Annotated in this window: 29 protein-coding genes; 18 read left to right on the forward strand and 11 right to left on the reverse strand. The window is 66.4% G+C overall.

Annotation, left to right across the window (positions count from 1 at the left end; all coding sequences use genetic code 11):
• Positions 1-212 precede the first annotated feature (212 nt).
• The 3 genes from AAG565_RS00200 to phoU form a co-directional block, all read right to left on the reverse strand.
• Positions 213-1,286 carry a porin gene (locus AAG565_RS00200; RefSeq protein WP_348817512.1) on the reverse strand — a complete coding sequence of 358 codons (1,074 nt, stop codon included), beginning with the start codon at positions 1,284-1,286 and terminating at the stop codon, positions 213-215.
• Positions 1,287-1,487: 201 nt separating this feature from the next.
• Positions 1,488-2,165 (reverse strand): DUF2057 family protein, encoded by a 678-nt coding sequence (locus AAG565_RS00205; protein WP_348817513.1) that lies wholly within the window; start codon positions 2,163-2,165, stop codon positions 1,488-1,490.
• Positions 2,166-2,187: 22 nt separating this feature from the next.
• Positions 2,188-2,901 carry a phosphate signaling complex protein PhoU gene (gene phoU, locus AAG565_RS00210; RefSeq protein ID WP_348817514.1) on the reverse strand — a complete coding sequence of 238 codons (714 nt, stop codon included), beginning with the start codon at positions 2,899-2,901 and terminating at the stop codon, positions 2,188-2,190.
• Positions 2,902-3,156: 255 nt separating this feature from the next.
• Between phoU and pstS the strand changes: the two genes are divergently transcribed.
• The 4 genes from pstS to pstB all read left to right on the forward strand — a co-directional run bounded on the left by pstS (position 3,157) and on the right by pstB (position 7,017).
• Positions 3,157-4,224: a phosphate ABC transporter substrate-binding protein PstS gene (pstS, locus tag AAG565_RS00215; protein WP_348817515.1), complete on the forward strand. Its 1,068-nt coding sequence runs from the start codon at positions 3,157-3,159 to the stop codon at positions 4,222-4,224.
• A gap of 101 nt (positions 4,225-4,325) precedes the next feature.
• Complete coding sequence (gene pstC / locus AAG565_RS00220; RefSeq protein ID WP_348817516.1) at positions 4,326-5,303, forward strand: phosphate ABC transporter permease subunit PstC; 978 nt, start codon at positions 4,326-4,328, stop codon at positions 5,301-5,303.
• The gene (gene pstA / locus AAG565_RS00225) at positions 5,303-6,160 is read left to right on the forward strand and encodes a phosphate ABC transporter permease PstA (RefSeq protein ID WP_348817517.1); all 858 of its coding nucleotides are present in this window, start codon (positions 5,303-5,305) and stop codon (positions 6,158-6,160) included. Before pstC ends, pstA begins: the two co-directional genes overlap by 1 nt.
• A 74-nt stretch (positions 6,161-6,234) precedes the next feature.
• Positions 6,235-7,017: a phosphate ABC transporter ATP-binding protein PstB gene (pstB, locus tag AAG565_RS00230; protein WP_348817705.1), complete on the forward strand. Its 783-nt coding sequence runs from the start codon at positions 6,235-6,237 to the stop codon at positions 7,015-7,017.
• Positions 7,018-7,063: 46 nt separating this feature from the next.
• Here the strand turns inward: pstB and phoR are convergent, their stop codons facing one another.
• The gene (gene phoR / locus AAG565_RS00235; protein WP_348817518.1) at positions 7,064-8,482 is read right to left on the reverse strand and encodes a phosphate regulon sensor histidine kinase PhoR; all 1,419 of its coding nucleotides are present in this window, start codon (positions 8,480-8,482) and stop codon (positions 7,064-7,066) included.
• Positions 8,483-8,487: 5 nt separating this feature from the next.
• Positions 8,488-9,180: a phosphate regulon transcriptional regulator PhoB gene (gene phoB, locus AAG565_RS00240; protein WP_348817706.1), complete on the reverse strand. Its 693-nt coding sequence runs from the start codon at positions 9,178-9,180 to the stop codon at positions 8,488-8,490.
• Between the two features lie 236 nt (positions 9,181-9,416).
• Between phoB and AAG565_RS00245 the strand changes: the two genes are divergently transcribed.
• Together AAG565_RS00245 and trxB are read left to right on the forward strand one after the other, a co-directional pair.
• A complete protein-coding gene (locus AAG565_RS00245) occupies positions 9,417-10,013 on the forward strand; it encodes a peroxiredoxin (protein WP_348817519.1) in 597 nt (198 codons plus the stop codon).
• Positions 10,014-10,151: 138 nt separating this feature from the next.
• The gene (gene trxB, locus AAG565_RS00250) at positions 10,152-11,102 is read left to right on the forward strand and encodes a thioredoxin-disulfide reductase (protein WP_348817520.1); all 951 of its coding nucleotides are present in this window, start codon (positions 10,152-10,154) and stop codon (positions 11,100-11,102) included.
• A gap of 136 nt (positions 11,103-11,238) precedes the next feature.
• Here trxB and AAG565_RS00255 read toward each other — a convergent pair whose 3' ends face one another.
• Both AAG565_RS00255 and AAG565_RS00260 read right to left on the reverse strand, forming a co-directional pair.
• Complete coding sequence (locus tag AAG565_RS00255; RefSeq protein ID WP_348817521.1) at positions 11,239-11,700, reverse strand: YeeE/YedE family protein; 462 nt, start codon at positions 11,698-11,700, stop codon at positions 11,239-11,241.
• 11 nt (positions 11,701-11,711) lie between these two features.
• Positions 11,712-12,143, reverse strand: a complete 432-nt coding sequence (locus tag AAG565_RS00260; protein WP_348817522.1) for a YeeE/YedE family protein — start codon at positions 12,141-12,143, stop codon at positions 11,712-11,714.
• 174 nt (positions 12,144-12,317) lie between these two features.
• Here AAG565_RS00260 and AAG565_RS00265 point away from each other — a divergent pair, with 174 nt between their 5' ends.
• Positions 12,318-12,602, forward strand: coding sequence for a metal-sensitive transcriptional regulator (locus AAG565_RS00265; RefSeq protein WP_348817523.1), 285 nt, complete (start codon positions 12,318-12,320; stop codon positions 12,600-12,602).
• Here AAG565_RS00265 and AAG565_RS00270 read toward each other — a convergent pair.
• Entirely contained in the window at positions 12,589-13,542 is a 954-nt protein-coding gene (locus AAG565_RS00270) for a LysR family transcriptional regulator (protein WP_348817524.1), read from the reverse strand. The genes AAG565_RS00265 and AAG565_RS00270 overlap by 14 nt on opposite strands.
• A gap of 94 nt (positions 13,543-13,636) precedes the next feature.
• Here AAG565_RS00270 and AAG565_RS00275 point away from each other — a divergent pair, with 94 nt between their 5' ends.
• The 11 genes from AAG565_RS00275 (at position 13,637) to AAG565_RS00325 (ending at position 22,324) form a co-directional block, all read left to right on the forward strand.
• Positions 13,637-15,085: a form I ribulose bisphosphate carboxylase large subunit gene (locus tag AAG565_RS00275; RefSeq protein WP_348817525.1), complete on the forward strand. Its 1,449-nt coding sequence runs from the start codon at positions 13,637-13,639 to the stop codon at positions 15,083-15,085.
• 11 nt (positions 15,086-15,096) lie between these two features.
• Complete coding sequence (locus tag AAG565_RS00280) at positions 15,097-15,531, forward strand: ribulose bisphosphate carboxylase small subunit (RefSeq protein WP_348817526.1); 435 nt, start codon at positions 15,097-15,099, stop codon at positions 15,529-15,531.
• Positions 15,531-16,445: a CbbX protein gene (gene cbbX / locus AAG565_RS00285; protein ID WP_348817527.1), complete on the forward strand. Its 915-nt coding sequence runs from the start codon at positions 15,531-15,533 to the stop codon at positions 16,443-16,445. The genes AAG565_RS00280 and cbbX overlap by 1 nt, the downstream gene beginning before the upstream one ends.
• Before the next feature lie 22 nt (positions 16,446-16,467).
• Positions 16,468-17,541: a class 1 fructose-bisphosphatase gene (locus tag AAG565_RS00290; protein WP_348817707.1), complete on the forward strand. Its 1,074-nt coding sequence runs from the start codon at positions 16,468-16,470 to the stop codon at positions 17,539-17,541.
• A 10-nt stretch (positions 17,542-17,551) separates the two neighbouring features.
• Positions 17,552-18,424 (forward strand): phosphoribulokinase, encoded by an 873-nt coding sequence (locus AAG565_RS00295; protein ID WP_348817528.1) that lies wholly within the window; start codon positions 17,552-17,554, stop codon positions 18,422-18,424.
• Between the two features lies 1 nt (position 18,425).
• On the forward strand, positions 18,426-19,145 hold the full coding sequence (locus AAG565_RS00300) for an HAD hydrolase-like protein (RefSeq protein ID WP_348817529.1): 720 nt from the start codon (positions 18,426-18,428) through the stop codon (positions 19,143-19,145).
• A gap of 144 nt (positions 19,146-19,289) precedes the next feature.
• Positions 19,290-19,796 carry a YeeE/YedE thiosulfate transporter family protein gene (locus tag AAG565_RS00305; protein ID WP_348817530.1) on the forward strand — a complete coding sequence of 169 codons (507 nt, stop codon included), beginning with the start codon at positions 19,290-19,292 and terminating at the stop codon, positions 19,794-19,796.
• Positions 19,793-20,413 (forward strand): YeeE/YedE thiosulfate transporter family protein, encoded by a 621-nt coding sequence (locus tag AAG565_RS00310; protein WP_348817531.1) that lies wholly within the window; start codon positions 19,793-19,795, stop codon positions 20,411-20,413. The genes AAG565_RS00305 and AAG565_RS00310 overlap by 4 nt, the downstream gene beginning before the upstream one ends.
• On the forward strand, positions 20,410-20,661 hold the full coding sequence (locus AAG565_RS00315; RefSeq protein WP_348817532.1) for a hypothetical protein: 252 nt from the start codon (positions 20,410-20,412) through the stop codon (positions 20,659-20,661). Before AAG565_RS00310 ends, AAG565_RS00315 begins: the two co-directional genes overlap by 4 nt.
• A 9-nt stretch (positions 20,662-20,670) precedes the next feature.
• The gene (locus AAG565_RS00320; RefSeq protein ID WP_348817533.1) at positions 20,671-21,309 is read left to right on the forward strand and encodes a hypothetical protein; all 639 of its coding nucleotides are present in this window, start codon (positions 20,671-20,673) and stop codon (positions 21,307-21,309) included.
• A gap of 28 nt (positions 21,310-21,337) precedes the next feature.
• Positions 21,338-22,324 (forward strand): rhodanese-like domain-containing protein, encoded by a 987-nt coding sequence (locus AAG565_RS00325; protein WP_348817534.1) that lies wholly within the window; start codon positions 21,338-21,340, stop codon positions 22,322-22,324.
• Between the two features lie 51 nt (positions 22,325-22,375).
• Here the strand turns inward: AAG565_RS00325 and AAG565_RS00330 are convergent, their stop codons facing one another.
• Genes AAG565_RS00330 through AAG565_RS00340 form a run of 3 tightly spaced genes read right to left on the reverse strand, consistent with a single transcriptional unit; the run spans position 22,376 to position 24,868 of the window.
• Positions 22,376-23,119, reverse strand: coding sequence for an amino acid ABC transporter ATP-binding protein (locus AAG565_RS00330; RefSeq protein WP_348817535.1), 744 nt, complete (start codon positions 23,117-23,119; stop codon positions 22,376-22,378).
• On the reverse strand, positions 23,112-24,047 hold the full coding sequence (locus tag AAG565_RS00335) for an amino acid ABC transporter permease (protein ID WP_348817536.1): 936 nt from the start codon (positions 24,045-24,047) through the stop codon (positions 23,112-23,114). Before AAG565_RS00335 ends, AAG565_RS00330 begins: the two co-directional genes overlap by 8 nt.
• On the reverse strand, positions 24,047-24,868 hold the full coding sequence (locus AAG565_RS00340) for a transporter substrate-binding domain-containing protein (protein ID WP_348817537.1): 822 nt from the start codon (positions 24,866-24,868) through the stop codon (positions 24,047-24,049). Before AAG565_RS00340 ends, AAG565_RS00335 begins: the two co-directional genes overlap by 1 nt.
• Positions 24,869-24,897: the final 29 nt, after the last annotated feature.

The following is a 24,897-nucleotide window of genomic DNA, read 5'->3' on the forward strand; positions in this document are numbered from 1 at the left end:
GGGTCCGGAAAGGAAATCGGCGGCGGTGCGGCATGAGGGCGCGAAGTGTAGTGCAACGGCAGCCATACCGGACATGAACGCGGTCTCGATCCCGCAGGAAGCTGGTTTTGAACGTCGGGGCCAGGGATGGCCCCGGCTTGCGCAGGATGCGTGAAAAAAAGCCCGGCACTGGGCCGGGCTCCTGGCGTTTCACTACAGCTTGTTGTTGCGGCTCAGAAGCTGAACACCAGTCCGAGACCGATCGCGTCGGTCGTCAGGTCATCACCACCGCCGACGGCTTCATCGGTGTAGCTGTTGTAGTAGGCCTGCGTGACGAAGGCCTTGCTGAGCTTGTAATCGACACCGACCGACAGGCTCTTGCGCTTCTTGTCGGTCTGGTCGCCCTCGGTCTGGCCGTACTGGCCCTTGAACTTCCATGCATCCATCGTGTAGCCGGCGGACAACAGCCAGCTGGTGTCCTTGAGATCGGAGAACTTGGTCGTGCCGTCGGTCTGGTCCTGCTCGACCGCTTCGGCGGTCTGGACCAGCACACCCAGTTCCAGATCCTTGATCGGCTTGACCATCGCGGTCAGGCGCAGAATGTCGATACCGACCGGCTTGCCGTCGAGCTTGAGCGAGGCGTGCTCATTGCCGGCGTAGGCAAGGCCCACGTCCACGTACTGGCTCTCGAACATCGCGGCGGCATAGAACGTGTCGCCGATGCTCTTTTCGTTGTCCGCGGCGTCATCCGAGGCGGTGCGGTTTTCGCCGGCCTGCGCGGTCAGCGAGAAGCTGAACATGTCGGCGAACTTCGGTGAGATGTACTGGACCAGGTTCTTGTTGCGCGTTTCGCCCGCCATGAACACCGTGATGTCGCCATAGGTGTAGTCGTTGAACTGATCGACCTTGGCACCGATATCCTTGACCGGCGTGTCATAGAAACCGAACTTGAGCGTGCCGAAGCCGCCTTCCAGGCCCACGAAGGTGTTGCGCTCGGAAAACGGACGGGACAGCTTCTCGGTGCCCGCGGTCTCGTCGCCGAACGGATCGATGCCCAGTTCGACCTGGTAGATCGCGTTGAGATCGCCCAGACCCAGCTCTTCGCTGCCCTTGAAACCCAGGCGCGAGGCGTTGTTGGCATCATTGAACTGCACGACGCTATCGGCGTCGGTGGACGCCGCGCCGATTTCATCGGTCACGCTTTCGACGCCGAGCATGAACTTGCCATAGACCTTCGGTGCGGCGAACGCAGCCGCCGGCGCCATGAACGTCGCCCCCACAGCGATCGCAAGCAGAGTCTTCTTCACAAAAACACTCCTAGACAGTTAGGTAGAGAGATACGGATGGATCGCAGCGCGCGGCACCCCTGCGGATCTCCCGCTGCCGGCGCGCCGCATCAACGAGCGTTGTGCAACCGGCGCGAAGTATGTGCAGGCGTCGTGACGTTTGTTTGTCGCGCAGATGACGCTTGCGTGACAGCCGGCTCGCGTGTCCGGAGAGGGCGCAGCTCACTCGCCGGCACTGGCCGGCCGCTGCCCGATCCAGCGCAGGAATTCCCGCCGTTCCTCGGCGCTGGCCTGATTCCACCAGCCCTTCATCAGGGGTAACCAGTCGCCTTCCGAATGAACGGCAGGCGACTCGGTGGCAGCGGGGCCGGTCACCGCCGGCGCGGTGCGCACCAGGCTGCTGTCACCGGTCAGGCCGGCGACCAGCCCTTTCCGGAACTCGAGGCCGCTGGCGCGGGACTCGACGCGCAGTCCGGTCGCCTCGTCCTCGACCCAGCCCTGGAACTGCCGGCTGAGCGCCAGGGCTTCCTCATAGCGCCGCGGGCGAACGTAGTCGAGGCGATAGCGGCGCCCGGCCGTCGCGTCGAACACGAACAGTGCGGGATCGGACCTGAGCGTGTCGTGCTCACCCCCGCGCTGCCAGATCTCGCGATAGAACACCAGCAGCTCATGCCGCCCCGGCAGCAGTTCGAGCCGAAGCTCGCCACCGCGCATCAGGCCGCTGGCGCCGCGGACTTCGCGACCGTCGATCGCCGCCACTTCCAGCGCTTCCGGCACGAGAACCGTCGCGACCTCGGCGGCCGGTCGCGGCGCACCGTCGTAGTGACGGACCGGTGTCCTCGCGCAGGCACCGACGAGGACAGCCACGATCACGACGCCGCACAGGCCGAGGAACTTCACCGTCTGCCCCGATGCCAGCCGATCAGCCGTGGATCTCCTTTTCGGCAGCCTCGATGGACAGGTGACGCACATCCTTGCCCATCACGAAATAAATCGTGTACTCGGAAATGTTCTTCGCGTGATCGCCGATGCGCTCAAGCGAGCGCACGCACCAGATGATGTCCATGACGCGGCGGATCGTGCGCGGATCCTCCATCATGAACGTGATGCACTGGCGGATCAGCGCTTCGTATTCCCGATCCACGTCACGGTCCTGCCTGGCAACGGCGAGGGCCGCGTCGGCATCCATGCGGGCGAACGCGTCGAGCGCGCCATGCACCATCGCCGTCACCTGACGCGACAGGTGCTGCACCTCGCGGAACTGCTCGTGCATACGTTCCTGCGAAGCCAGGTCGCTGGCCATGCGCGCGATCTTGCGCGCCTCGTCGCCGATGCGTTCGAGGTCGGTGATGGTCTTGATCACCGAGTACACCAGACGCAGGTCGCTGGCCGTGGGCTGCCGGCGCGCGAGGATGCGCGAGCACTCCTCGTCGATCGACACTTCGAACTGATTGATGCGATGATCGTTGGTGATCACGCGCTCGGCCATGTCGGCGTCGAGCGACATCAGCGCCTCGGTGGCATCGACGATCTGCTGCTCGACTGCGCCTCCCATCGCCAAGACCCTCTGACGGACGTCCTCCAGTTCGGCGTTGAACTGACTGGAGATGTGCTGACGCAGACTCTGCTTGTCCATGACGATCGTCGATTCCTCGCAGTATCGGCCGTGCGGGCCGAGGATTGTCGAAACTATGACAGTTTGCCGGCCCGCTTCCAATCGGCAGAGCACGCCGGCCTGACGGTGAGGCCGGCTGCGAGCCTGTGCCAAGATGATGACCGTTGCATGACATCTCCATGACCGTTCGCTGACGATGAGCCGGCGCGGACGGGCGGCACCCTTGCAACGAAACTGCAAAGTGATTCCCCTAAGCTCGCCACCCGTTGTGACCTCATGACTCAGGAGAACCCAGTGTCCATCTTCCGCAACACCCTCGTGCGCGCCGTTTCGGCGGCCACCCTGGCCGCGTGCGCCACCGGCGCCTTCGCCGCCGACATCTCCGGCGCGGGCGCGACCTTTCCGTACCCGATCTATTCCAAGTGGGCCGACGCCTACAAGAAGGAAACCGGTATCGGCCTCAATTACCAGTCGATCGGTTCCGGCGGCGGCATCAAGCAGATCAAGGAAAAGACCGTGACCTTCGGCGCCTCGGACAAGCCGCTGCCGCCCAAGGAACTCGTCGAGAATGGCCTGACGCAGTTCCCGATGGTGATGGGTGCGATCGTGCCGGTGGTCAACCTCGATGGCATCGGCCCCGACCAGCTGGTGCTGGACGGCCCGACGCTGGCCGACATCTTCTACGGCAAGATCAGCAAGTGGAATGACGAGCGCATCGCCAAGCTCAACCCGGGCGTGAACCTGCCCAAGGCCCCGATCGCCGTCGTCCACCGCTCGGACGGCTCGGGCACCACCTACAACTTCACCTACTACCTCGGCCTGGTCAGCAACAACTGGCGCGTCAACGTCGGCGTCGAGGCCTCGGTGCAGTGGCCAGTCGGCATCGGCGCCAAGGGCAACGAGGGCGTCGCCAACATGGTCACCCAGACCAAGGGCGCGATCGGCTACGTCGAGTATGCCTACGCCAAGCAGAACAAGATGACGTACACGCGGATGGTCAACAAGGACGGCAAGATCGTCAGCCCGTCGATGGCGACCTTCCAGGCCGCGGCCGCGAACGCCGACTGGTCGAAGGCTCCGGGCTATGCCCTGGTGCTCGCCGACCAGCCGGGCGCCGAGAGCTGGCCGATGACCGCCGCGACCTTCATCCTCGTGCACAAGCAGCCGAAGAATCCGGCCGACCTGCTGGCCGCGCTCAAGTTCTTCGCGTGGGCCTACGAGAAGGGCGGCCCGATGGCCGAGGAACTGGTTTACATCCCGATGCCGCAGTCGGTCGTCGCGATGGTCGAGAAGACCTGGGCCAACGAGATCAAGGACGCGTCGGGCAACCCGATCTGGAAGTAAGCTGTTGATCGCCGGGACAGGAAACGGGCCATCGCGCCCGTTTCCTGTTCAGGGGCACTTGCGAATACCATACCGACTACTGCAACGCTGCGGGGGATTGCTTGAACGCTGCCGTTGACACCCTGACGTCCCTGGCCGACTCGTCCGTCGTGCGCCGCAATCGCGTACTCGACGCGGTGCTGCGCTCCTTGACCCGCATCGCCGCGATCGCCGTCCTGGTGCTGCTCGGCGGCGTGATCGTGGCGCTGATCGAGGGCGCCTGGCCGGCGCTCAAGACCTTCGGCCTGCCCTTCCTGTACACCGAATCCTGGAATCCGGTCACCGAGACGTTCGGTGCCGCCGCGCCAATCTACGGCACCATCGTAACCTCGCTGATCGCGATGCTGATCGGCGTGCCGCTGAGTATCGGCATCGCCATCTTCCTGACCGAACTCTGCCCGCGTCCGCTCAAGCGGCCGATCGGCATCGCCGTCGAGCTGCTCGCCGGCATTCCCAGTATCATCTACGGCATCTGGGGCCTGTTCGTGCTGGCGCCGATCCTGCAGCAATGGATCCAGCCTGCCCTGATCCAGCTCACCGACGGCATCCCGGTCCTCGAAACCCTGTTCGCCGGACCGCCCTACGGCATCGGCGTGCTCACCGCCGGCCTGATCCTGAGCATCATGGTGCTGCCCTTCATCACCGCGATCACGCGCGACGTGTTCGAGACCGTGCCGCCGATGCTCAAGGAGTCCGCCTACGGCCTGGGCTGCACCACCTGGGAGGTCGTGCGCTACGTCGTGCTGCCCTACACCCGCACCGGCGTGATCGGCGGAGTGATGCTCGGCCTGGGCCGCGCGCTGGGCGAAACCATGGCGGTGACCTTCGTCATCGGCAACGCACACCGCATCAAGTCCTCGCTGCTCGCTCCCGGCACGACGATCTCGGCCAGCATCGCCAACGAGTTCACCGAGGCCGACGGCGTGCTGTACACCTCGTCGCTGATCGCGCTGGGCCTGATCCTGTTCATGATCACGTTCATCGTCCTTGCCGCCGCCCGCTATCTGCTGCTGCGACTCAAGCAGAGGGAGGGCAGCTGATGGACACCGCCATGTTGACGCTGTACGCGCGCCGCAAGCGCGCACACAAGGTGGCGATGGTTCTTTCGAGCATTGCCGCGCTCTCGGCGCTGGTCGCACTCACCTGGATCCTGGCGACGCTGTTCGTCAAGGGCTTCGGCGGCCTGACCACGCACGTCTTCACGCAGATGACGCCGCCGCCGGGCAGCGACGGCGGGCTGCTCAACGCCATCTCCGGCAGCCTGATCCAGACCATCGTCGGCACGCTGATCGGCACGCCGCTCGGCATCCTCGCCGGCACCTACATGGCCGAATACGGCCGCAACACCAAGCTGACCACCACCGTCCGCTTCATCAACGACGTGCTGCTGTCGGCGCCGTCGATCGTCGTCGGCCTGTTCGTGTACGAGATCATGGTCAAGCCGATGGGCCATTTCTCGGCCTGGGCCGGCTGCGTCGCCCTGGCGATCCTGGTGATGCCGGTGGTGGTGCGCACGACCGAGGACATGCTGCTGCTGGTGCCCGACAGCCTGCGCGAGGCGGCGTCTGCGCTCGGTGCGCCGCGCTGGCTCGTGATCCAGCAGGTGTGTTACCGCGCGGCACGGGCCGGCCTGATCACCGGCACGATCCTCGCGGTGGCACGCATCAGCGGCGAAACCGCGCCGCTGCTGTTCACCTCTCTGAACAACCAGTTCTGGAGCACCAACATGAATGCGCCGATGGCCAACCTGCCGGTGGTCATCTTCCAGTTCGCGCTGTCGCCCTACGAGGACTGGCAGCGGCTCGCCTGGGTCGGCGCGCTTCTGATCACGCTGACCGTACTGGCCCTCAACATCATTGCCCGATCGCTGTCCTCCGTGAAGGCCTCCGAGCGATGAACGAAATGCAAACCACCACGGCCAACGCCATGACCGCCATGAAAGAGCGCCCGACCCTGGACCTCGCCGACGCGATGAGCAGCGGCAACCGACCTGCCCAACTGCGCGAAAAGGTGTCGGTACGCAATCTGAATTTCTACTACGGCCAGCACCATGCGCTGAAGTCGATCTCGCTGCCGCTGCACGACCGCATGGTCACCGCGTTCATCGGTCCGTCCGGCTGCGGCAAGTCAACGCTGCTGCGCACGCTCAACCGAATGTACGACCTCTATCCCGGTCAGCGCGCCGAAGGCGAGGTCCTGCTCGACGGCCAGAACATCCTTGATCCCAAGTTCGACCTCAACCTGCTGCGCGCGCGTGTCGGCATGGTGTTCCAGAAGCCGACGCCGTTCCCGATGTCGATCTACGACAACATCGCCTTCGGCATCCGCCTGTACGAGAAGATCCCGAAGTCGGAAATGAGCGACCGCGTCGAAGACGCGCTCAAGCGCACCGCGCTGTGGGACGAAGTCAAGAACAAGCTCAATGCCAGCGGCCTGGGCTTGTCCGGCGGCCAGCAGCAGCGCCTGTGCATCGCGCGCTCGATCGCGGTGCGCCCGCAGGTCCTGCTGCTCGACGAACCGACCTCGGCGCTCGACCCGATCTCGACCGCCAAGATCGAGGAACTGATCTACCAGCTCAAGGCGGACTACACGATCGCGATCGTCACGCACAACATGCAGCAGGCAGCGCGCGCGTCCGATTACTCGGCGTTCATGTACCTCGGCGAGCTGATCGAGTTCGGCACCACCGACCAGGTCTTCACCAAGCCGCGGCAGTCGCAGACCGAGGACTACATCACGGGTCGTTTCGGCTGAAGGCCGCGGATGGTCGCTGCGGAGCCCCGGCACCGTCCGGGGCTTCCTATTTGTGCCGGCTCTCGTCCGATGCGGTTGCGACTTCGGCGCTGCGATTCATCCGGTGCACGGGGAACACGCAGCTGAACGTGCTGCCGACACCCAGTTCGCTGTCGATCTGCAGTTCGCTGTCGAAGGCCTCGAGCGCGTGCTTGACGATCGACAGGCCCAGGCCGGTGCCACCGCTGGCACGCGAACGGCCGACATCGACGCGGTAGAAGCGCTCGGTGATGCGCGGAATGTCGGCCGGCGCGATGCCGATGCCGCTGTCGGCCACGCTCAGGCAGACCCCCTCGCCGGGACGTTCCGCCCAGCTGACACGGATCACGCCGCCCGGCGCGGTATAGCGCACGGCGTTGCTGAGCAGATTGCCGACGATGCTCTGGAACTCGGTCTCGCCGCCGGTGAGCTGCAGGCGCTCGTCGATCTGCACCTCGAAGCGGTGCTGCCCCTTGGAGAGCTGCCGCGCATCCTCGACGGCACGCCGGATCAGCGCCGGCGCGTTGATTGCGTGATCGCGCATCTGCGTGCGCCCCGCCTCCAGCCGGGCGAGCTTGAGCATGTCGCTGACCAGCGACTCCATGCGCAGCGCCTGGCTGCGCATCTCCCCGATCGGCGCGGCCCAGGGCTTGAGCACGCCATTGCCCTGCGCATCCTGCTCCATCATGTCGAGATAGCCGCGCAGCACCGTCAGCGGCGTGCGCAGCTCGTGCGACGCGTTGGAGACAAAGTCGCGGCGTGCCGCATCGAGCAGCTGGCGCTCCGAGACATCGCGTGCGATGAGCAGCTTCTGCTCGCGGCCGTAGGGGATGATACGCAGCGCCAGGGTCTTGCCGCGATTGACCGGCGAAGGCACCTCGACCTCGCCGCCGAAATCGCCTTTTTCGAGATACTCGGAGAACGTCGGGTGGCGGATCAGGTTGGCGATGCGGATGCCGTAGTCCTGATGCGGCCGCAGGCCCAGCAGGGTGCGCGCCGCGCTGTTGAACCAGGAAATCTCGCCGCTCGGCGTCAGCACCACCGCACCGTCGGGCAGGGCTGCGGTGGAGGCCTGGAACTCCGCGAGCATCGCCGCGAGCTTCTTCTTCTTCTTGCGGTTCTTGCGCTGCAAGTCATGCAGGCCGTCGAAGACTTCGCCCCACAGACGGCCGGCGTCCGGGAGATGCAGGCTCTTGGGCCGCTGCAGCCACACGCGCAGCTGGATCAGCCGCCGGGTGTGTGCAAGCGCGTACAGACCGAAGGTCACCGCAAGGCCGCCGGCCGGCCGGTCGGCCAACCAGCCCAGACCGCCGCCGAGCATCGCCCAACCGGCCAGATGAATCAGCTCGCGCCGCCAGTAATACGCCCTGGATTCGAGTACCGGCGCGGGCGGCGGCGCTGCGGCCATCCCGACCGGCTGCACGGCGCGCTGCGGCCGGTCCGACATCGCGCTCAGACCTTGTCCGAGAACCGGTAGCCCGACCCGCGCACCGTCTGGATCATCGCGTCATAGCCGAACGGCTCCAGAGCCTTGCGCAGGCGGCGGATGTGCACGTCCACGGTGCGCTCCTCGACATAGACGTTCTGCCCCCAGACCCGGTCCAGCACCTGCTCGCGGGTATAGACGCGCTCGGGATGACTGACGAAGAAGTGCAGCAGGCGGTACTCGGTGGGTCCGAGCTTCACCGGCTGACCGCGCGCGGTGACACGCTGGCTCGCGGCATCGACCTCCAGACCGTTGATGGTCAGTCGTTCATCGGCGCCGCCCGGCAGCGCGCGACGCAGAACCGCCTGGATGCGTGCGATCAGTTCCGGGTAGGAGAACGGCTTGGAGACGTAGTCGTCGCAACCGATGTTGAGACCGCGCACCTTGTCCTCTTCCTCGGCACGCGCGGTGACCATGATCACCGGAATGTCGCGTGTCGCCGGCTGGGACTTCAGTTCGCGGGTGAACTCGACGCCGGACGTGCCCGGCATCATCCAGTCCATCAGGATCAGGTCGGGCCGTGCCTCGGCAATGCGCAGCCGCGCATCCTGGGCCGAGGACGCTTCCATGACCTGGAACTCCGCCCGGTTCAAGGCGAAGCGCAGCATCTCGCGGATCGGCGCCTCATCCTCGACGACGAGGATCAACTTGCCCTGCATCGACATGATCTCATTAGAAAACAGTGTGAGTGTATGAACAAGAGATGAAAACTGCGTGACAGCGCAACCCGTCGCGCAGGACTTCCAGCCATTGGGCGCGTCTATGGCCCGCATCAAGAAAAATGCTTTGACCTATCGAATCCGCCTTCGTAGGATGCACGCCGTTCGCAGGCCGGTGGTTCGCCTGCGCCGACATTCTCACACACGCAGTTCACACAGCCCCTTAGGAAATCACGATGAGCACTCTGGTCAACCGCGCCGCCCCCGACTTCAAGGCCACCGCCGTCATGGCCGACGGCAGCTTCAAGGACATCAAGCTGTCGGACTACAAGGGCAAGTACGTCCTGCTGTTCTTCTACCCGCTCGACTTCACCTTCGTCTGCCCGTCCGAGATCATCGCCCACGACCACCGCATCAAGGAGTTCGAGGCGCGCAACGTGCAGGTCATCGGCGTGTCGATCGACAGCCACTTCTCGCACTTCGCCTGGCGCAACACGCCGGTGAACAAGGGCGGCATCGGGCCGGTCCGGTTCCCGCTGGTCGCCGACGTCAACCACGAGATCACCCGCGCCTTCGGCGTCGAGCACCAGGACAGCGTCGCCTTCCGCGCGACGTTCCTGATCGACCAGAAGGGCATCGTGCAGCACGCGACCGTCAACAACCTGCCGCTGGGCCGCAACGTCGATGAGGCGCTGCGCCTGATCGACGCGCTGCAGTTCACCGAACAGCACGGCGAGGTCTGCCCGGCCGGCTGGAAGAAGGGCGATGCCGGCATGAAGGCCACGACCGAAGGCGTCGCCGAATATCTCGCCAAAAACGCAGAGAAGCTGTAAAGCTGTGAGACGCGAGGGGTGAGACGTGAGACGTCTCACTCCTCGCCCTCACGACGTCTCACGTCTCACGTCTCACGTCTCACGTCTCACGTCTCACGTCTCACGTCTCACGTCTCACGTCTCACGTCTCACGAAATCATGACCCACCACCGCCTGATCATTCTCGGCTCCGGCCCTGCCGGCTACACCGCTGCGGTCTATGCAGCGCGCGCCAATCTCAAGCCGGTGATGATCACCGGCCTGGAAGTCGGCGGGCAGCTGATGACGACCACCGAGGTCGATAACTGGCCCGGCGACGTGCACGGCCTGCTCGGACCGGACCTGATGGCGCGCATGCAGAAGCACGCCGAGCGCTTCGAGACGCAGTTCATCTACGACCACATCAACGCGGTCGATCTGAAGACCCGTCCGTTCCGCCTCAAGGGCGACCAGGGCGAGTACAGCTGCGATGCCCTGATCGTCGCCACCGGCGCCAGCGCGAAGTATCTGGGGCTGGAAAGCGAGACGGCCTTCCGCGGCAAGGGCGTGTCCGCCTGCGCGACCTGCGACGGCTTCTTCTACAAGGGCCAGGACGTGGCCGTGATCGGCGGCGGCAACACCGCGGTCGAGGAAGCGTTGTACCTGGCGAACATCGCCAACAAGGTCACCATCGTGCACCGCCGCGACAGGTTCAAGGGCGAGAAGATCCTGCACGACAAGCTGTTCAAGAAGGCGGCCGAGGGCAAGGTCGAGATCATCTGGGACTCGTCGCTCGACGAGGTACTCGGCGACGCCAGCGGCGTGACCGGCATGCGCGTGAAGAACCTCAAGACCGGCGCGACGCGCGAGATCGCGCTCAAGGGCGTGTTCATCGCCATCGGCCATTCGCCGAACACCGGCCTGTTCGAAGGCCAGCTGGAGATGAACGGCGGCTACCTGAAGGTGAAGTCCGGCACCGACGGCGACGCCACGGCAACCAGCGTCCCCGGCGTGTTCGCCGCCGGCGACGTGATGGATCACGTCTATCGTCAGGCGATCACCAGCGCCGGCACCGGCTGCCAGGCCGCGCTCGACGCCGAGCGTTATCTCGACAAACTCGCTGGCGTATAGGGCGAGTCATCTAAGGTCATTCCCGCGAAAGCGGGAATCCAGGAATGCTGCCAAGAAGACGGGATGCCCGCCTACGCGGGCATGACAGACTTTGAACCTGATCGGGGCTTGTCAGCGGCCGGCCATCCCGCCCGAATCAGCCAGAGACTGCTGGACAGCTGGCGCTGGCCTTCTGCCGCTCGATCTGTCCGAGCGTGAGGTCATGCAGCAACATGCCGGCCGCCATCGCCAGGAACACCAGCAGCGCGCCGCTGCTGAACGTGGACAGGGACGTCACCGCCGGACCGGGGCAATAACCGCCCAGGCCCCAACCGATGCCGAAAATCGCCGAGCCGCCGATCAGGCGCGCGTCCAGATCGGTCGCGGTCGGCAGCTGGAATCTTTCCGCGTACAGCGGCCAGGGCCGGCGGAAGACCAGCCGGTATCCGGGTGTCACCACCAGCAGGGCGGCACCCATCACGAAGGACAGAGAAGGATCCCAGGTCCCGGCAAGGTCGAGAAAGTTCTTGACCTTGTCCGGATCGGTCATGCCGGCGACGGCGAGACCGACGCCGAACAGGGTGCCCGACAACAGGGAAATGACGTCACGGCCGTTCATGGGCGCGGGCCTCACAGCAGATGGCGGACGACGAAGACCGTCACGAAGCCGCTGGCCATGAAACTCAGCGTCGCGACGATCGAGCGCGCCGAGAAGCGCGAGATGCCGCAGATGCCGTGACCGGACGTGCAGCCGTTGGCCATGCGCGTGCCGAAACCCACCAGCGCCGCACCGAGCATCGCCGGCCACAGCTGCTGCGCACCGGACAGCAGCGGACCGACCGGCCCCGCGAATGCCGAGTACAGCACGCCACCGAGGACGAGGCCGCCGAGGAAGTACAGCCGCCAGCTGCGGTCGCCGGCCGGCAGCCGGCCGAGCACGCAGCCGAGCATGCCGCTGACACCGGCGATGCGACCGGCGCCGAGCATCAGCAACAGCACCGATAGGCCGATGATCAGGCCGCCCAGCGCGGCCGGTATGGGTGTGAAATTGCCAATGCTCATCGTTTCCCCTGCGGGCCAGATCGTTTACTGTTGGATCCGGGCGCCGTCGCGGCGACCTCCGGAACGAAGCCGGCAGGCACCCGGCGGCTTCGAACTCTCCTCGATACCGGGGTTATCATACCCCTAGCGGTATCCACGCTGTCCACCTCGCCGCATGCCGTCCAAGGTGTCCCGATGAAAGCAGCCGCACTCGAACCGAGCAAGGAATCCAAGCAAGCCCTGATCGCGCGCCTGCGGCGCATCGAGGGGCAGCTGCGTGGCATCCAGGGCATGATCGAGCGCGAGGAAGGCTGCGAGCAGGTGCTGCAGCAGATGGCCGCTGCGCGCAAGGCACTCGAACGCGCGTTCTTCGCCACCGTGGCCTGCGCCTACGAGGTCGAAGCCTGTTCCGAGGACGTCAACGAGAAGGTCATCCGCAAGCTGCACTCGGTGTCGGACCTGCTGGTCAAGTATGGCTGAACGCACCTTCCACACCCTGCGGCGGCGGTCCGAACTGCCGCGCGAGAAATCCCTGCCCCTGTTCGAGGATGTAGTAGCGCAGCGCCTCGCTCGCCGGTGACAAGGTACGCGCGCGAATGTGCGCGACATGCCAGTGGCGCAGCGCCGGCAGACCCTCGACCGGCAGCAGTCGGAGCGTCCCCAGGCGTTGCTCCGTCGCCGTCGTGTGCAGCGACAGGAAGCCCAGCCCGAGATCCGCCATCACCGCCTGCTTGATCGTCTCGTTGCTGTTCAGGCGCATGACCACGGGCGGACTCAAGTGCCAGTGGGAGAAATATTCCTCCATGACCATGCGCGTACCCGATCCGCTTTCACGGACGATGAAGGGCTGATCCGCCAGCTGCGCCGGCTCCACTTGCTCGACCTGCGCCAGCCGGTGCTCGGGACTGGCGACGATGCCCAGCGGGTGCACGCCGAAGGGTTCGGCTCGGGTGTCCAGCTCGCGCGGCGGCCGGCCCATGATCGCCAGATCCAGCTCGTTGCGATGCAGCAGTTCGACGAGCTGCTGGCGGTTGCCCTCGATCAGCACCAGCTCCACGGCCGGATGCTCTTTCAGGAAGCCGGCCAGCAGCTGCGGCAGGAAATACTTCGCCGTGCCGAGCATGCCGACCTGGACGCGCCCGGCCTCGACGCGGCGCAGGCGCGCGACCAGGTTCTCGGCGTCCTTGAGCGAACCGAGCATGCGCCGCGCATGCACCAGCAGGTACTCGCCGGCCGTCGTCAGGCTGACATTGGCGCCGCTGCGGTCGAACACCTGCAGGCCCAGCTGGGATTCCAGCTGGCGGATCTGCATCGACACCGCCGGCGGCGTCAGGTGCAGCGCCTCGGCGGCGCGCGCGAAGCTCAGATGGCGCGCGACGGTCGCAAAGACCTGCAGCTGGCGGATGGTGACGTGCAGCATTAAGTAAACACTTAACTAGTGGGTCATAAATTCTGAATAGTCACTGAACTATACCCCCCATAGCATGGCCGCGCACCTCCTGTGAGACCCGCGCATGAACAAGCCCGACCTGCCGCGCCGCCGCTACGACGCCGGCGTCCTCAAGTACAAGCAGATGGGCTACTGGCAGCCCGACTACGAACCCAGGGACACGGACGTGATCTGCCTGTTCCGCATCACGCCGCAGGCCGGCGTGGACCCGGAAGAGGCCGCGGCGGCCGTCGCCGGCGAGTCCTCGACCGCGACCTGGACCGTGGTCTGGACCGACCGCCTGACCGCCTGCGACAGCTACCGCGCCAAGGCCTACCGCGTCGATCCGGTGCCGAACAACCCGGAGCAGTTTTTCGCCTTCATCGCCTACGACCTGATCCTGTTCGAGGAGGGCTCGATCGCCAACATGACCGCGAGCCTGATCGGCAACGTGTTCTCGTTCAAACCGCTCAAGGCCGCCCGGCTGGAGGACATCCGCATCCCGGTGGCCTACGTGAAGACCTTCAAGGGTCCGCCGACCGGGCTGATCGTCGAGCGCGAGCGTCTCGACAAGTTCGGCCGCCCGCTGCTGGGCGCGACGACCAAGCCCAAGCTGGGCCTGTCCGGCCGCAACTACGGCCGCGTGATCTACGAGGGCCTCAAGGGCGGTCTCGACTTCATGAAGGACGACGAGAACATCAACTCGCAGCCCTTCATGCACTGGCGCGACCGCTTCCTCTACGTGATGGACGCGGTGAACAAGGCATCCGCCGCGACCGGCGAGGTCAAGGGCAGCTATCTCAACGTCACCGCCGGCACGATGGAGGCGATGTACGAGCGCGCCGAGTTCGCCAAGCAGCTCGGCAGCGTCATCGTCATGGTCGATCTGGTGATCGGCTGGACGGCGATCCAGTCGATGGCCGAGTGGTGCCGCCGCAACGACATGCTGATGCACATGCACCGCGCCGGCCACGGCACCTACACGCGCCAGAAGAACCACGGCGTATCGTTCCGGGTGATCGCCAAGTGGCTGCGCCTGGCCGGCTGCGACCACCTGCACGCCGGCACCGCGGTTGGCAAGCTCGAAGGCGACCCGCTGACCGTGCAGGGCTACTACCACGTCTGCCGCGACAGCTACACGAAGATCGACCTGCCGCGCGGCCTGTACTTCGACATGGACTGGGCCGACACGAAGAAGGTGATGCCAGTCGCGTCCGGCGGCATCCACGCCGGCCAGATGCACCAGCTGCTCGACCTGTTCGGCGACGACGTGATCCTGCAGTTCGGCGGCGGCACGATCGGCCATCCGCAGGGCATCCAGGCCGGCGCGACCGCGAATCGCGTCGCGCTGGAGGCGATGGTCAAGGCGCGCAACGAAGGCCGCGACATCGCCCGCGAAGGCCCGGACATCCTGCAGCAGGCCGCGCGCTGGTGCGCGCCGCTCAGGGCCGCGCTCGATACCTGGGGCGAGATCAGCTTCAACTACACGCCGACCGATTCGAGCGACTACGTGCCGACCGCCACCGCCGCCTAGGAGACCAAAGCATGATGACCAATCCCGCCGGCCGCATCACCCAGGGCCAGTTCGGCTTCCTGCCGGACCTGAACGACGCCGAGATCCGCGCACAGATCGAATACGGCCTGCGCCAGGGCTATGCCTGGAGCGTCGAGCACACCGACGATCCGCATCCGCGCAACACCTACTGGGAAATGTTCGGCATGCCGATGTTCGATCTGAACGACGCCGCCGGCGTGCTGATGGAAGTGCGCAGCTGCCGCAAGACCTTCCCCCGGCACTACATCCGCCTGATGGCCTTCGACTCGACGCGCGGCGTCGAATCGATCGCGATGAGCTTCCTCGTCCAGCGCCCCGCGGAGGAACCGGGTTTCGGCCTGGTGCGCCAGGAAGTCGATGGCCGCAGCCTGCGCTACACGGTGCAGGGCTACGCCGCGGCGCGGCCCGAAGGCGAGCGCTACTGATGGCCGACGACCTCCCCACGACGTCCGCCGACGCACGGATCGACCTGCACGCGCTGCTGCGCGAGGCCGATGTGATGCCGGTGCTCGACCAGCTCGACCGCGAACTGATCGGCCTCGCGCCGGTCAAGCAGCGCATCCGCGAGATCGCCGCGCTGCTGCTGGTGTCCAAGGCGCGCAAGCAGCTCGGCCTCGACGCGCAGCCGCCATCCCTGCACATGTGCTTCACCGGCAATCCGGGTACCGGCAAGACCACGGTGGCGACGCGCATGGCAGACATCCTTCACCGCCTCGGCTACATCCGCAAAGGCCACCTGGTCACCGTCACGCGCGACGACCTCGTCGGCCAGTACATCGGGCACACCGCGCCCAAGACCAAGGAAGTGCTCAAGCGCGCGCTGGGCGGCGTGCTGTTCATCGACGAGGCGTACTACCTGTATCGCCCGGAGAACGAGCGCGACTATGGCCAGGAGGCGATCGAGATCCTGCTGCAGGTGATGGAGAATCAGCGCGACGACCTCGTCGTCATCCTCGCCGGCTACAAGGACCGCATGGACACCTTCTTCCGCTCGAACCCGGGCCTGTCCTCGCGCATCGCGCATCACATCGACTTCCCCGATTACGGCGACGACGAACTGTTCCAGATCGCGCAGACCATGCTCGGCCAGATGCACTACCGTCTCGACGCGCCCGGCGAAGCCGCGCTGCGCGAATACATCGGACTGCGCCGCCGACAGCCCCACTTCGCCAACGCGCGCTCGATCCGCAACGCGCTCGACCGCGCGCGCCTGCGCCAGGCCAATCGCCTGTTCGCACAGGCCGGCGCAGGCGCGACGCTGGACGCGCAGGCCCTGAGCCTGCTCGCCGAAAGCGACCTGCGCGCCTCGCGCGTGTTCTCTGCCGCAACCACCCATTGAAGGACTGACCATGGTCATGCGCATGCGCAGCGGTCGCACCACGCTCTCCAAGTTCCTGATCGACCAGCTGCACGGCCAGACGGACCAGGGCCAGCTCGCCGGCCTGCTGGTGGACATCGCAGCGGCGATCAAGGCCATCGCCGCAGCAACCGCCAAGGGCGCGCTCGAAGGGGGCCACGGCTACGCCGGCGGCGACAACGTGCACGGCGAGCGGCAGATGCAGCTCGACCTGCTCGCCGACACGCTGATGATCGAGCACTGCGAATGGGGCGGCCTGGTCGCCGGCATGGCGTCGGAGGAACACGCGCAGCCGATCGGGATTCCACCCGACGTACAGCGCGGCCCGTATCTGCTGGTATTCGATCCGCTCGACGGCTCGTCGAACGTCGCGATGAACGTCGCCGTCGGCACGATCTTCTCGGTGCTCAGGCATCCGCATGCGGACGCACCGACTCCGGCCGATTTCCTGCAGCCCGGCGCGCAGCAGGTCGCCGCCGGTTACGCGATCTATGGTCCCGCGACGATGCTGGTGCTGACCGTCGGCAAGGGCACGCACGGCTTCACGCTCGACCGCGAAGTCGGCAACTTCGTGCTCACGCACCCGGACATCCGCATCCCCGAGGACAGCAGCGAATTCGCGATCAACACCAGCAACGAGCGCTTCTGGGAGCCGCCGGTGCAGCGCTACGTCGCCGAGTGCAAGGCCGGCGCCAGCGGCATCCGCGGCCGCGATTTCAACATGCGCTGGATCGCGTCGATGGTCGCCGACATCCACCGCGTGCTGATGCGCGGCGGCGTATTCATGTACCCGCGCGACTACAAGGACCCGGGCAAGCCCGGCCGCCTGCGCCTGATGTACGAGGCCAGTCCGATCGCGCTCGTCGTCGAGCAGGCCGGCGGCGCGGCCACGACCGGACGGCAACGGCTGCTGGACGTGCGTCCGGAATCCCTGCACCAGCGTGTCCCGGTGATCCTCGGCTCCAGGCACGAAGTCGAACGCATCGCGCGCTATCACGCCGAATACGACAACGGCACCGACAAGCCGTACTTCTCGCCGCTGTTCCGCGACCGCTCGCTGTACCGCGCGCAGGCCTGAGGACGCGCCGATGTCCGTCAAGCATCCGATCGTCGCGGTGACCGGCTCGTCCGGCGCCGGCACATCCACGGTCATGCACAGCTTCGAGCACATCTTCCGCCGCGAGAAACTCAAGGCCACCGTCATCGAGGGCGATGCCTTTCATCGCTACGACCGCAAGGCGATGCGCACCGCGCAGAAGGACGCCGAGAAGAAGGGCCAGCGCCACTTCAGCCATTTCGGGCCCGAAGCGAACCTGATCGCTGAGCTGGAGCAGACCTTCGTCCAGTATGGCGAGAGCGGCCGCTGCAGGTTGCGCCACTATGTCCACAACGACGCCGAAGCGGCCGCCTCGGGCCAGGAGCCCGGCACGTTCACGCCCTGGCAGGACAACGAGCCGGGCACTGACCTGCTGTTCTACGAAGGCCTGCACGGCGGCTACGCGGATACACAGTACGACGTCGCCCGCCATGTCGATCTGCTGATCGGCGTCGTGCCGATCATCAATCTCGAATGGATCCAGAAACTGCACCGCGACAAGGGCGAGCGCGGCTATTCGCACGAGGCCGTCGTCGATACGATCCTGCGGCGCATGCCGGACTACGTGAACCACATCTGCCCGCAGTTCTCGCGCACGCACGTCAACTTCCAGCGCGTGCCGACGGTGGACACCTCCAACCCGTTCATCGCCAAGGACATCCCCAGTGCCGACGAGAGCATGGTGATCATCCGCTTCGCCGACCCTCATGGCATCGACTTTCCCTACCTGCTGTCGATGCTGCACGACTCGTGGATGAGCCGACCGAACTCGATCGTCGTGCCCGGGGGCAAGATGGGGCTGGCATTGCAGCTGATCCTGACACCGATGATCCTGCGCCTGATGGATCTCAAGCGGCGCGCCTGAGATGGACGACGTCGAACTGCTGATCTTCGATCTCGACGGCACGCTGGTCGATACCGCACCGGAGATCGCGGATACGGTCAACGACGTGCTCGCCGAAGCCGGACTGGCCGCGCGCGATCCGGCGCACATCCGCACCTGGATCGGACACGGCGCGCGCGCGACCCTGAAGCGCGCGCTGCTCGCCCAGCCCGGCGACTTCGCCGACCGGACCGACATCGACGCCCTGCTCGATCCGCTGATGCGGCGCTTCGACTTCTTCCATGGCCAGCGCTGCGGCACGACCGGCGAGCCGTTTCCCGGCGTGCGCGCGACGCTCGATGCACTGTGCGCACGCGGCCAGCGCATGGCCCTGCTGACCAACAAGGAGGCACGCTTCACCGCGCAGGTGCTGCGCCGCCACGACCTGCAGGGCTTCTTCGACCCGGTGATCTCGGGCGACTCGCTCGACGACCGCAAACCCAGCGCGAAACCGGTTCGGCACTGCCTCGCCTGGCACGGCACCACGGCCGGACGCACCGTGCTGGTCGGCGACTCCGGCGTCGATGCGCAGACCGCGCGCAATTCCGGCATCCGCTTCTGGGCCGTGCCCTATGGCTACAACGGCAGCACGCCGATCGAGGCGACCCGCCCGGATCGCCTGCTGTCCCACTTCGGCGAGCTGCTCGAACGGACCGCCGCGCCCGCCCGTGCCCTTGCCGGCCGCGCTGCCACGACCCGCTGATCGTTGTCACGGTCCCACGCCGATTGACGGGGGCACCTCACGGGTGTACAACACCGGTACCCGCAGGGGTATCCAACCCCGACGGAGGAGAGCATTCGATCAACCCGGTGCCGCAATGGACGGCGGGAGCGCTGCATGAATGGCATGCCCAAACCCCTTTGGAATCCTTACGCGGCCGGCGTCCTGCTCGGCCTGGGCTTGCTGCTCACGTTCATCCTGACCGGCCATGGCCTGGGTGCCAGTGGCTTTTCGACCTCCCTGGCCGCGAGTGCCAGCCACGTGATCGCCCCGGCCGCCACCGAGGCCAATCCCTACTTCGGCCCGATGGTCGAGGACAGCAGTCTGTTCGATCTGTGGATCACCTGGCAGGTCATTGGCGTCGCCATTGGCGCGCTGGTCGGCGCGATCAGCGCGGGCCGCTTCCGCTGGACCATCGACGGCCCCACCCGCCTGTCCATCGCCCGCCGCCTGCTGCTCGCCGTGATCGGCGGCGCGATCGCCGGCTTCGGTGCACGCCTGTCACTGGGCTGCACCAGTGGCCTGGGCCTGTCCGGCGCGGCGACGCTGGCCTCCGCGGGCTTCCTGTTCCTGATCGGATTCTTCGCCACCGGTGCGGCCTTCGGCCTGCTCATGAAGAGGTACTGGCAATGACGCTCCCGTTCGATTTCAGCGGCCCGGTGTCCGGCCTCCTCTGCGGCGGCATCTTCGGCTTCGCGCTGGAGCGCGCCGGCTTCGCCAGCGGCTGCAAGCTCACGGCGCAGCTGCGCTTCACCGACTGGGCCGTGTTCAAGGTCATGTTCACCGCGATCCTGGTGGCCGCGACCGGTCTGTGGCTGCTGCAGCTGCTCGGGCTGATGGCCAAGGAGGACATCTTCATCCCCACCACCTATTTCTGGGCCACGCTGCTCGGCGGCGTCGGCGTCGGCGCCGGCATGGCGATCGGCGGCTACTGCCCCGGCACCTCGGTGGTCAGCTTCATGTCCGGACGCATCGACGGTCTGGTGTTCTTCCTCGGCATCCTGTTCGGGACGATCGGTTTCGCCGGCGCCTACCGCTGGGTCGAACCGCTGATGGAAGCGCTGCCGGGTCCCGAAGCGCAAACCGTATCCGAACTGCTCGGCGTGCCGGACTGGCTGATCCTGATCGCGCTCGGCGCCGTCTTCGCGGCGGTGGCCTGGTTCACGCGTGCGCCGGCAACGGCCGGGCCGTCCCGTTCCACCGCTGCACCGACCCTGCCGCACACCGCCGCGGCGCGGAGTTTCCAGTGAAGAAGCCTCCCTCGACTCGTCTCTCCGCATCGCTCGGCGGCCTGCTGCTGGCGCTGGGCAGCGTCGCCGCACTGCCTGCGGCGCAGGCCGAAGACCCGGCCGGGACGCCGCAGGCGACGAGCGCGCCCGACGCGACGCCCGGCAAGCCGGCGTCCGGCAACGAATCCGCCGACGACAAGGAACGGCCGTCCAGCCCCTGCGCGCCGAAGAAGAAAAAGCGCAAGAGCCCCTGCGCCGTCGGCGGCTGAGCCGCGCCGATGCGCGCCGCAACGGTCGAATGGGAATCGCGACGCGCCCTGACCGGTGCCGCACGGGCGGCTGCGCAGCTGATGGACATCACCACGCGGCTCGCACGCCGCGGAACGACCGTACCCGGCCTGCTGGTCGGCGACGCGCCGGTCACGCACTGGACTCACTATCCCGCCGCCGACGCAGTGGACGAGGCGCATCGTTACCGCTACTACTACCACACGCATCCGCGTTGCCCGCGCGGTGAGCACGGTCATTTCCATCTGTTCCGCCACACCGGTCCGGAGCGGGCCGCGACGCACCTGCTCGGCATTGCCGTGAACCCCGTGGGCCTGCCGCTGCGCCTGTTCACGACCAATCGCTGGGTCACCGACGAACGGCTGCAATCCGCGCCGGTGGTCCTCGGTCATCTGCAACGCTTCCGGATGGAACGCCCACGCCGTCTGCTGCCGGTGCATCGCTGGCTCAGAGCCCTGGTCACGCTGTTCGCGCCGACCATCGCCCGCGTCGTCCACGCACGCGATGCGCGCATCGCGCGCGCGCGGCCAGGCTTCCTCGAAGACCGCCGCACGGAGGTCCTCAGTGACGCACGCATTTCCCTGGAGCAGCAGGTCCGTCGCATCGAGCGCCTGCTTCAGCAGCCATGAAACACGCCCTCACCCTCGGAGAACCCTCATGAAGCTGTTCAACCCTGTCAAGCTGAGCGGCGCCGTGCTGGCGGGCCTGCTGGCCCTGCCCGCCTTCGCCGAAACGCCATTGCCCGGTCCGGTCGTCAGCGCGTCCTGGCTCAAGGATCATCTGAACGAGGTCGTCGTCCTCGACGTGCGCGACGACCTCAAGACCTTCACCGCCGAGCCCGAGTTCGAAACCGACGCCAAGACCGGCCAGAAGAAACTCACCTCGGTCGGCGGCCGCATCGAAGGCTCGCTTCCGGTGGACTTCAACAAGATCCGCGTCGATCGCGAAGTCGATGGCAAGAAGATCACCAAGATGCTGCCGGGCAAGACCGAGTTCCAGGACATCATGCAGGCTGCCGGCTTGAACAAGGGCATGCCTATCGTGATCGCCTCCACCGGCGACGATGCCGGCCAGGTCGAGGAAGCCACGCGCCTGTACTGGTCGCTGAAGGTCTATGGCGAGGACAACATGGCGGTGCTGGACGGCGGCGTCGCCGCCTGGCTCGCCGCCGGCAACCCGGTGACGACCGCCGCGGCGAGCGTTACGCGCGGCAACTGGGAAGCCGCCGATGCACGCACCGACCTGATCGCAGACACCGCGGACGTCGAAGCCGCAGCGAAGAAGAAGGTCCAGCTGATCGATGCGCGGCCGCTGCCGCAGTACCTGGGTCTGAGCTACAAGAAGCCGGCGGTGCTCGCCGGAGGCCACGTCGCCGGCGCGAAGAACTATCCGACCGACGTGCGCTTCAAGGCTGCCGGCCCCGCGCAGACCTTCCTGAGCGCGGACGAATACCGTTACGTGATGAAGGCGCAGGACGTGAAAGTGGATGCGCCCAGCATCAGCTACTGCAACACCGGACACATGGCCTCGGGCATGTGGTTCATCCAGAGCGAAATCCTCGGCAACCGCAAGGCGCGGCTGTACGACGGCTCGATGCACGAGTGGACCACGCTGGGCAAGCCCGTGGTCGGCGTCGGCGGCTGAGACATCCGTATCGCGCAGCGGGCGGCCGGACCGCCGCCCGCTGCGCCCGCCTCAGCCATGCAGGATCTGGCCGAGGAATTCGCGCAGACGTGGCGGTGCCTGCGGACCGAAGAACCGCTCCGGCACATCGACATGGGCGATCTCGCCCGCTTCCATGAACACGACGCGGTCGGCGACCGCGCGGGCAAAGCCCATTTCGTGGGTCACGACACACATGGTCATGCCTTCGGCGGCGAGGTCCTTCATCACGTCGAGGACTTCGTTGACCTTCTCCGGGTCGAGCGCGCTGGTCGGCTCGTCGAACAGCATGATCGACGGATTCATCGCCAGCGCCCGCGCGATGGCGACGCGCTGCTGCTGGCCGCCGGACAGCTGGCCCGGATGCTGGTCGCGCTTGTCGGCCAGTCCGACCTTGTCGAGCAGGTGCAGCGCGCGCTCGCGCGCCGCAGCCTGGTGCAGGCGACCGACCACCCGCGGCGCGAGAGTCAGGTTGTCGAGCACGGTGCGGTGCGGGAACAGGTTGAAGGCCTGGAACACCATGCCGACATGACTGCGCAGGCGGTTCAGGTTGGTGCGCGGATCGTGCACCGCCTCGCCGAGGACGTGGATCTCGCCGTGTGTGATCGGCTCCAGTGCGTTGAGCGTGCGCAGCAGCGTCGATTTCCCGGATCCGCTCGGCCCGACGATGCACACCACCTCGCCCTTGGCCACCGTCAGCGACACGTCGCGCAGCGCGACGACGCCGTTGGCATAGGTCTTCGAGACGCCACGCACCTCGATCAGCGTCTCAGTCATGCGCGAACTTCCGTTCCAGGCGCCGCACCCACAGCGACAGCGCGCCGGTCAGCACCAGATACATCGCCGCGACCGTGAACCAGACCTCGAAGGGGCTGAACGTGGAACTGACCACCTCGCGGCCGGCCTTGGTCAGGTCGGTCAGCGCCATCACCGACACCAGCGACGAATCCTTGATCAGGTTGATGAACTGACCGGCGAGCGGCGGCAGCGACTTCTTAAGAGCCTGCGGCAGGATCACGTGGCGCATCGCCTGCGGATACGAAAGCCCCAGGCTGCGCGCCGCTTCCATCTGCCCGCGCGGCACCGCCTCGATGCCGGCGCGCACGATCTCGGCGACATAGGCCCCGGTGAACACCGCCAGCGCGGCGACGCCGGCGGTAAAGGCCGACAGGTCGAGCACCGTGCCGACGAAGAAATAGAAGATGAAGATCTGCACCAGCAGCGGTGTGCCCCGGATCAGCTCGACATAGGTCGCCGCCAGCGCGCGCGCGGCCGGATTGGTGGCGACGCGGCCCAGCCCGGCCACCAGGCCGATGGCCAGCGCGAACAGCAGCGCCAGCGCCGACAGCTTCAGCGTCAGCCACAAGCCCCAGGCCAGCGGCCCGGGCGCGATGCCGTTGCGGATCGCCAGCACGTCGCCCTCGAAGACCAGATCGCCGTCGCCGACGATCAAGCGATCGAAGTCGGTCAGACTCGCCGACTCCGCCGTGCGCAAGGCGTTGAGGCGGATCGTCCGGCCGTCGTTCTCCAGCGCGACGAAGCCATCGAACGGTGCCTTGATCTCCTCGCCGTCGAAGCTGACGACGTACTGCGGCACGCGCTCCCAGTGCCAGCTGTAATCGACGCGCTGGCCGGCCGCGTGGATGCCCCACGCCAACGCACCGATCACCGCCGCGTACAGCGCATACCAGCCGGCGCGGCGCATCAGCCGCTCACGTTGGCCAGCCAGGCCGTGCTCTCGAACCACTTGCGGTACAGCGCGTCGTACACGCCGTCGTCGCGGATCTGGCGCAGGAAGTTGTTCAGCCAGTTGAGAAAGTCGGGATCGCCCTTGCGCACCGCCCAGCCCAGCGCCTCGCGCGTGAACGGTTCCTTGAGATGCACCAGCGCGTCGGGGAACTGTGCCGCATAGACGATGTTGTACGGCAGGTCATAGACGAAGGCATCGGCGCGGCCGCTGCGCACCTCCATCGTCGCCTCGGCCTCGGTCTCGAAGTTCTTGATGCGCGCCTTGGGCATGAAGCGGCGGGCGGCGATGTCGCCGGTCGTGCCGAGCTTGGTCGCGATCGTGTAGCGCGGATCGTCGAGCTGGCCGTACACCGTCACGGTGCCGGCGAGCCTGCGGTTGAGCAACACCGACTGGCCTATGGTGATGTAAGGATCGGTGAAGTTCACCTTCAGATTGCGTTCCGCGGTGATCGTCATGCCGCCCATCAGCAGGTCGAACTTGTCGGTCAGCAGCGCCGGGATGATGCCGTCCCACTGCGTGTTGACCAGCGTCAACTTGACGCCCATGGTCTTGGCCATCAACCGCGCCAGATCGACGTCGAAGCCGATGATCTCGCCCTTCTTGTCGCGCATCTCGAAGGGCATGTAGCCCGCTTCGAGCCCGACCCGCAGCTCGCCGCGCTTGAGGATCTGGTGGAGCGTCGATTTCTCCCACAGGGCCTGATCGGCGGCCCAGGCGGGCCAGCAGACCAGGGCCGCGAGCAGCGACATCAAGCCCCATGGGAGGAATTTCCTCATGCGCACACTTCTGGTCACGAGACACGATT

The sequence above is a fragment of the Fontimonas sp. SYSU GA230001 genome (genome assembly GCF_040066175.1).
Lineage (GTDB): Bacteria > Pseudomonadota > Gammaproteobacteria > Nevskiales > Nevskiaceae > Solimonas.

Bases quoted from the DNA above. Each gene is read 5' to 3' on its own strand.
- phoU (WP_348817514.1), bottom strand. From the start codon at position 2,901: ATGGACAAGCAGAGTCTGCGTCAGCACATCTCCAGTCAGTTCAACGCC.
- pstS (WP_348817515.1), top strand. From the start codon at position 3,157: ATGACTCAGGAGAACCCAGTGTCCATCTTCCGCAACACCCTCGTGCGC.
- pstA (WP_348817517.1), top strand. From the start codon at position 5,303: ATGGACACCGCCATGTTGACGCTGTACGCGCGCCGCAAGCGCGCACAC.
- pstB (WP_348817705.1), top strand. From the start codon at position 6,235: ATGAGCAGCGGCAACCGACCTGCCCAACTGCGCGAAAAGGTGTCGGTA.
- phoR (WP_348817518.1), bottom strand. From the start codon at position 8,482: ATGTCGGACCGGCCGCAGCGCGCCGTGCAGCCGGTCGGGATGGCCGCA.
- phoB (WP_348817706.1), bottom strand. From the start codon at position 9,180: ATGCAGGGCAAGTTGATCCTCGTCGTCGAGGATGAGGCGCCGATCCGC.
- AAG565_RS00245 (WP_348817519.1), top strand. From the start codon at position 9,417: ATGAGCACTCTGGTCAACCGCGCCGCCCCCGACTTCAAGGCCACCGCC.
- trxB (WP_348817520.1), top strand. From the start codon at position 10,152: ATGACCCACCACCGCCTGATCATTCTCGGCTCCGGCCCTGCCGGCTAC.
- AAG565_RS00255 (WP_348817521.1), bottom strand. From the start codon at position 11,700: ATGAACGGCCGTGACGTCATTTCCCTGTTGTCGGGCACCCTGTTCGGC.
- AAG565_RS00260 (WP_348817522.1), bottom strand. From the start codon at position 12,143: ATGAGCATTGGCAATTTCACACCCATACCGGCCGCGCTGGGCGGCCTG.
- AAG565_RS00265 (WP_348817523.1), top strand. From the start codon at position 12,318: ATGAAAGCAGCCGCACTCGAACCGAGCAAGGAATCCAAGCAAGCCCTG.
- AAG565_RS00270 (WP_348817524.1), bottom strand. From the start codon at position 13,542: ATGCTGCACGTCACCATCCGCCAGCTGCAGGTCTTTGCGACCGTCGCG.
- AAG565_RS00275 (WP_348817525.1), top strand. From the start codon at position 13,637: ATGAACAAGCCCGACCTGCCGCGCCGCCGCTACGACGCCGGCGTCCTC.
- AAG565_RS00280 (WP_348817526.1), top strand. From the start codon at position 15,097: ATGATGACCAATCCCGCCGGCCGCATCACCCAGGGCCAGTTCGGCTTC.
- cbbX (WP_348817527.1), top strand. From the start codon at position 15,531: ATGGCCGACGACCTCCCCACGACGTCCGCCGACGCACGGATCGACCTG.
- AAG565_RS00290 (WP_348817707.1), top strand. From the start codon at position 16,468: ATGCGCAGCGGTCGCACCACGCTCTCCAAGTTCCTGATCGACCAGCTG.
- AAG565_RS00295 (WP_348817528.1), top strand. From the start codon at position 17,552: ATGTCCGTCAAGCATCCGATCGTCGCGGTGACCGGCTCGTCCGGCGCC.
- AAG565_RS00300 (WP_348817529.1), top strand. From the start codon at position 18,426: ATGGACGACGTCGAACTGCTGATCTTCGATCTCGACGGCACGCTGGTC.
- AAG565_RS00305 (WP_348817530.1), top strand. From the start codon at position 19,290: ATGCCCAAACCCCTTTGGAATCCTTACGCGGCCGGCGTCCTGCTCGGC.
- AAG565_RS00310 (WP_348817531.1), top strand. From the start codon at position 19,793: ATGACGCTCCCGTTCGATTTCAGCGGCCCGGTGTCCGGCCTCCTCTGC.
- AAG565_RS00320 (WP_348817533.1), top strand. From the start codon at position 20,671: ATGCGCGCCGCAACGGTCGAATGGGAATCGCGACGCGCCCTGACCGGT.
- AAG565_RS00325 (WP_348817534.1), top strand. From the start codon at position 21,338: ATGAAGCTGTTCAACCCTGTCAAGCTGAGCGGCGCCGTGCTGGCGGGC.
- AAG565_RS00330 (WP_348817535.1), bottom strand. From the start codon at position 23,119: ATGACTGAGACGCTGATCGAGGTGCGTGGCGTCTCGAAGACCTATGCC.
- AAG565_RS00335 (WP_348817536.1), bottom strand. From the start codon at position 24,047: ATGCGCCGCGCCGGCTGGTATGCGCTGTACGCGGCGGTGATCGGTGCG.
- AAG565_RS00340 (WP_348817537.1), bottom strand. From the start codon at position 24,868: ATGAGGAAATTCCTCCCATGGGGCTTGATGTCGCTGCTCGCGGCCCTG.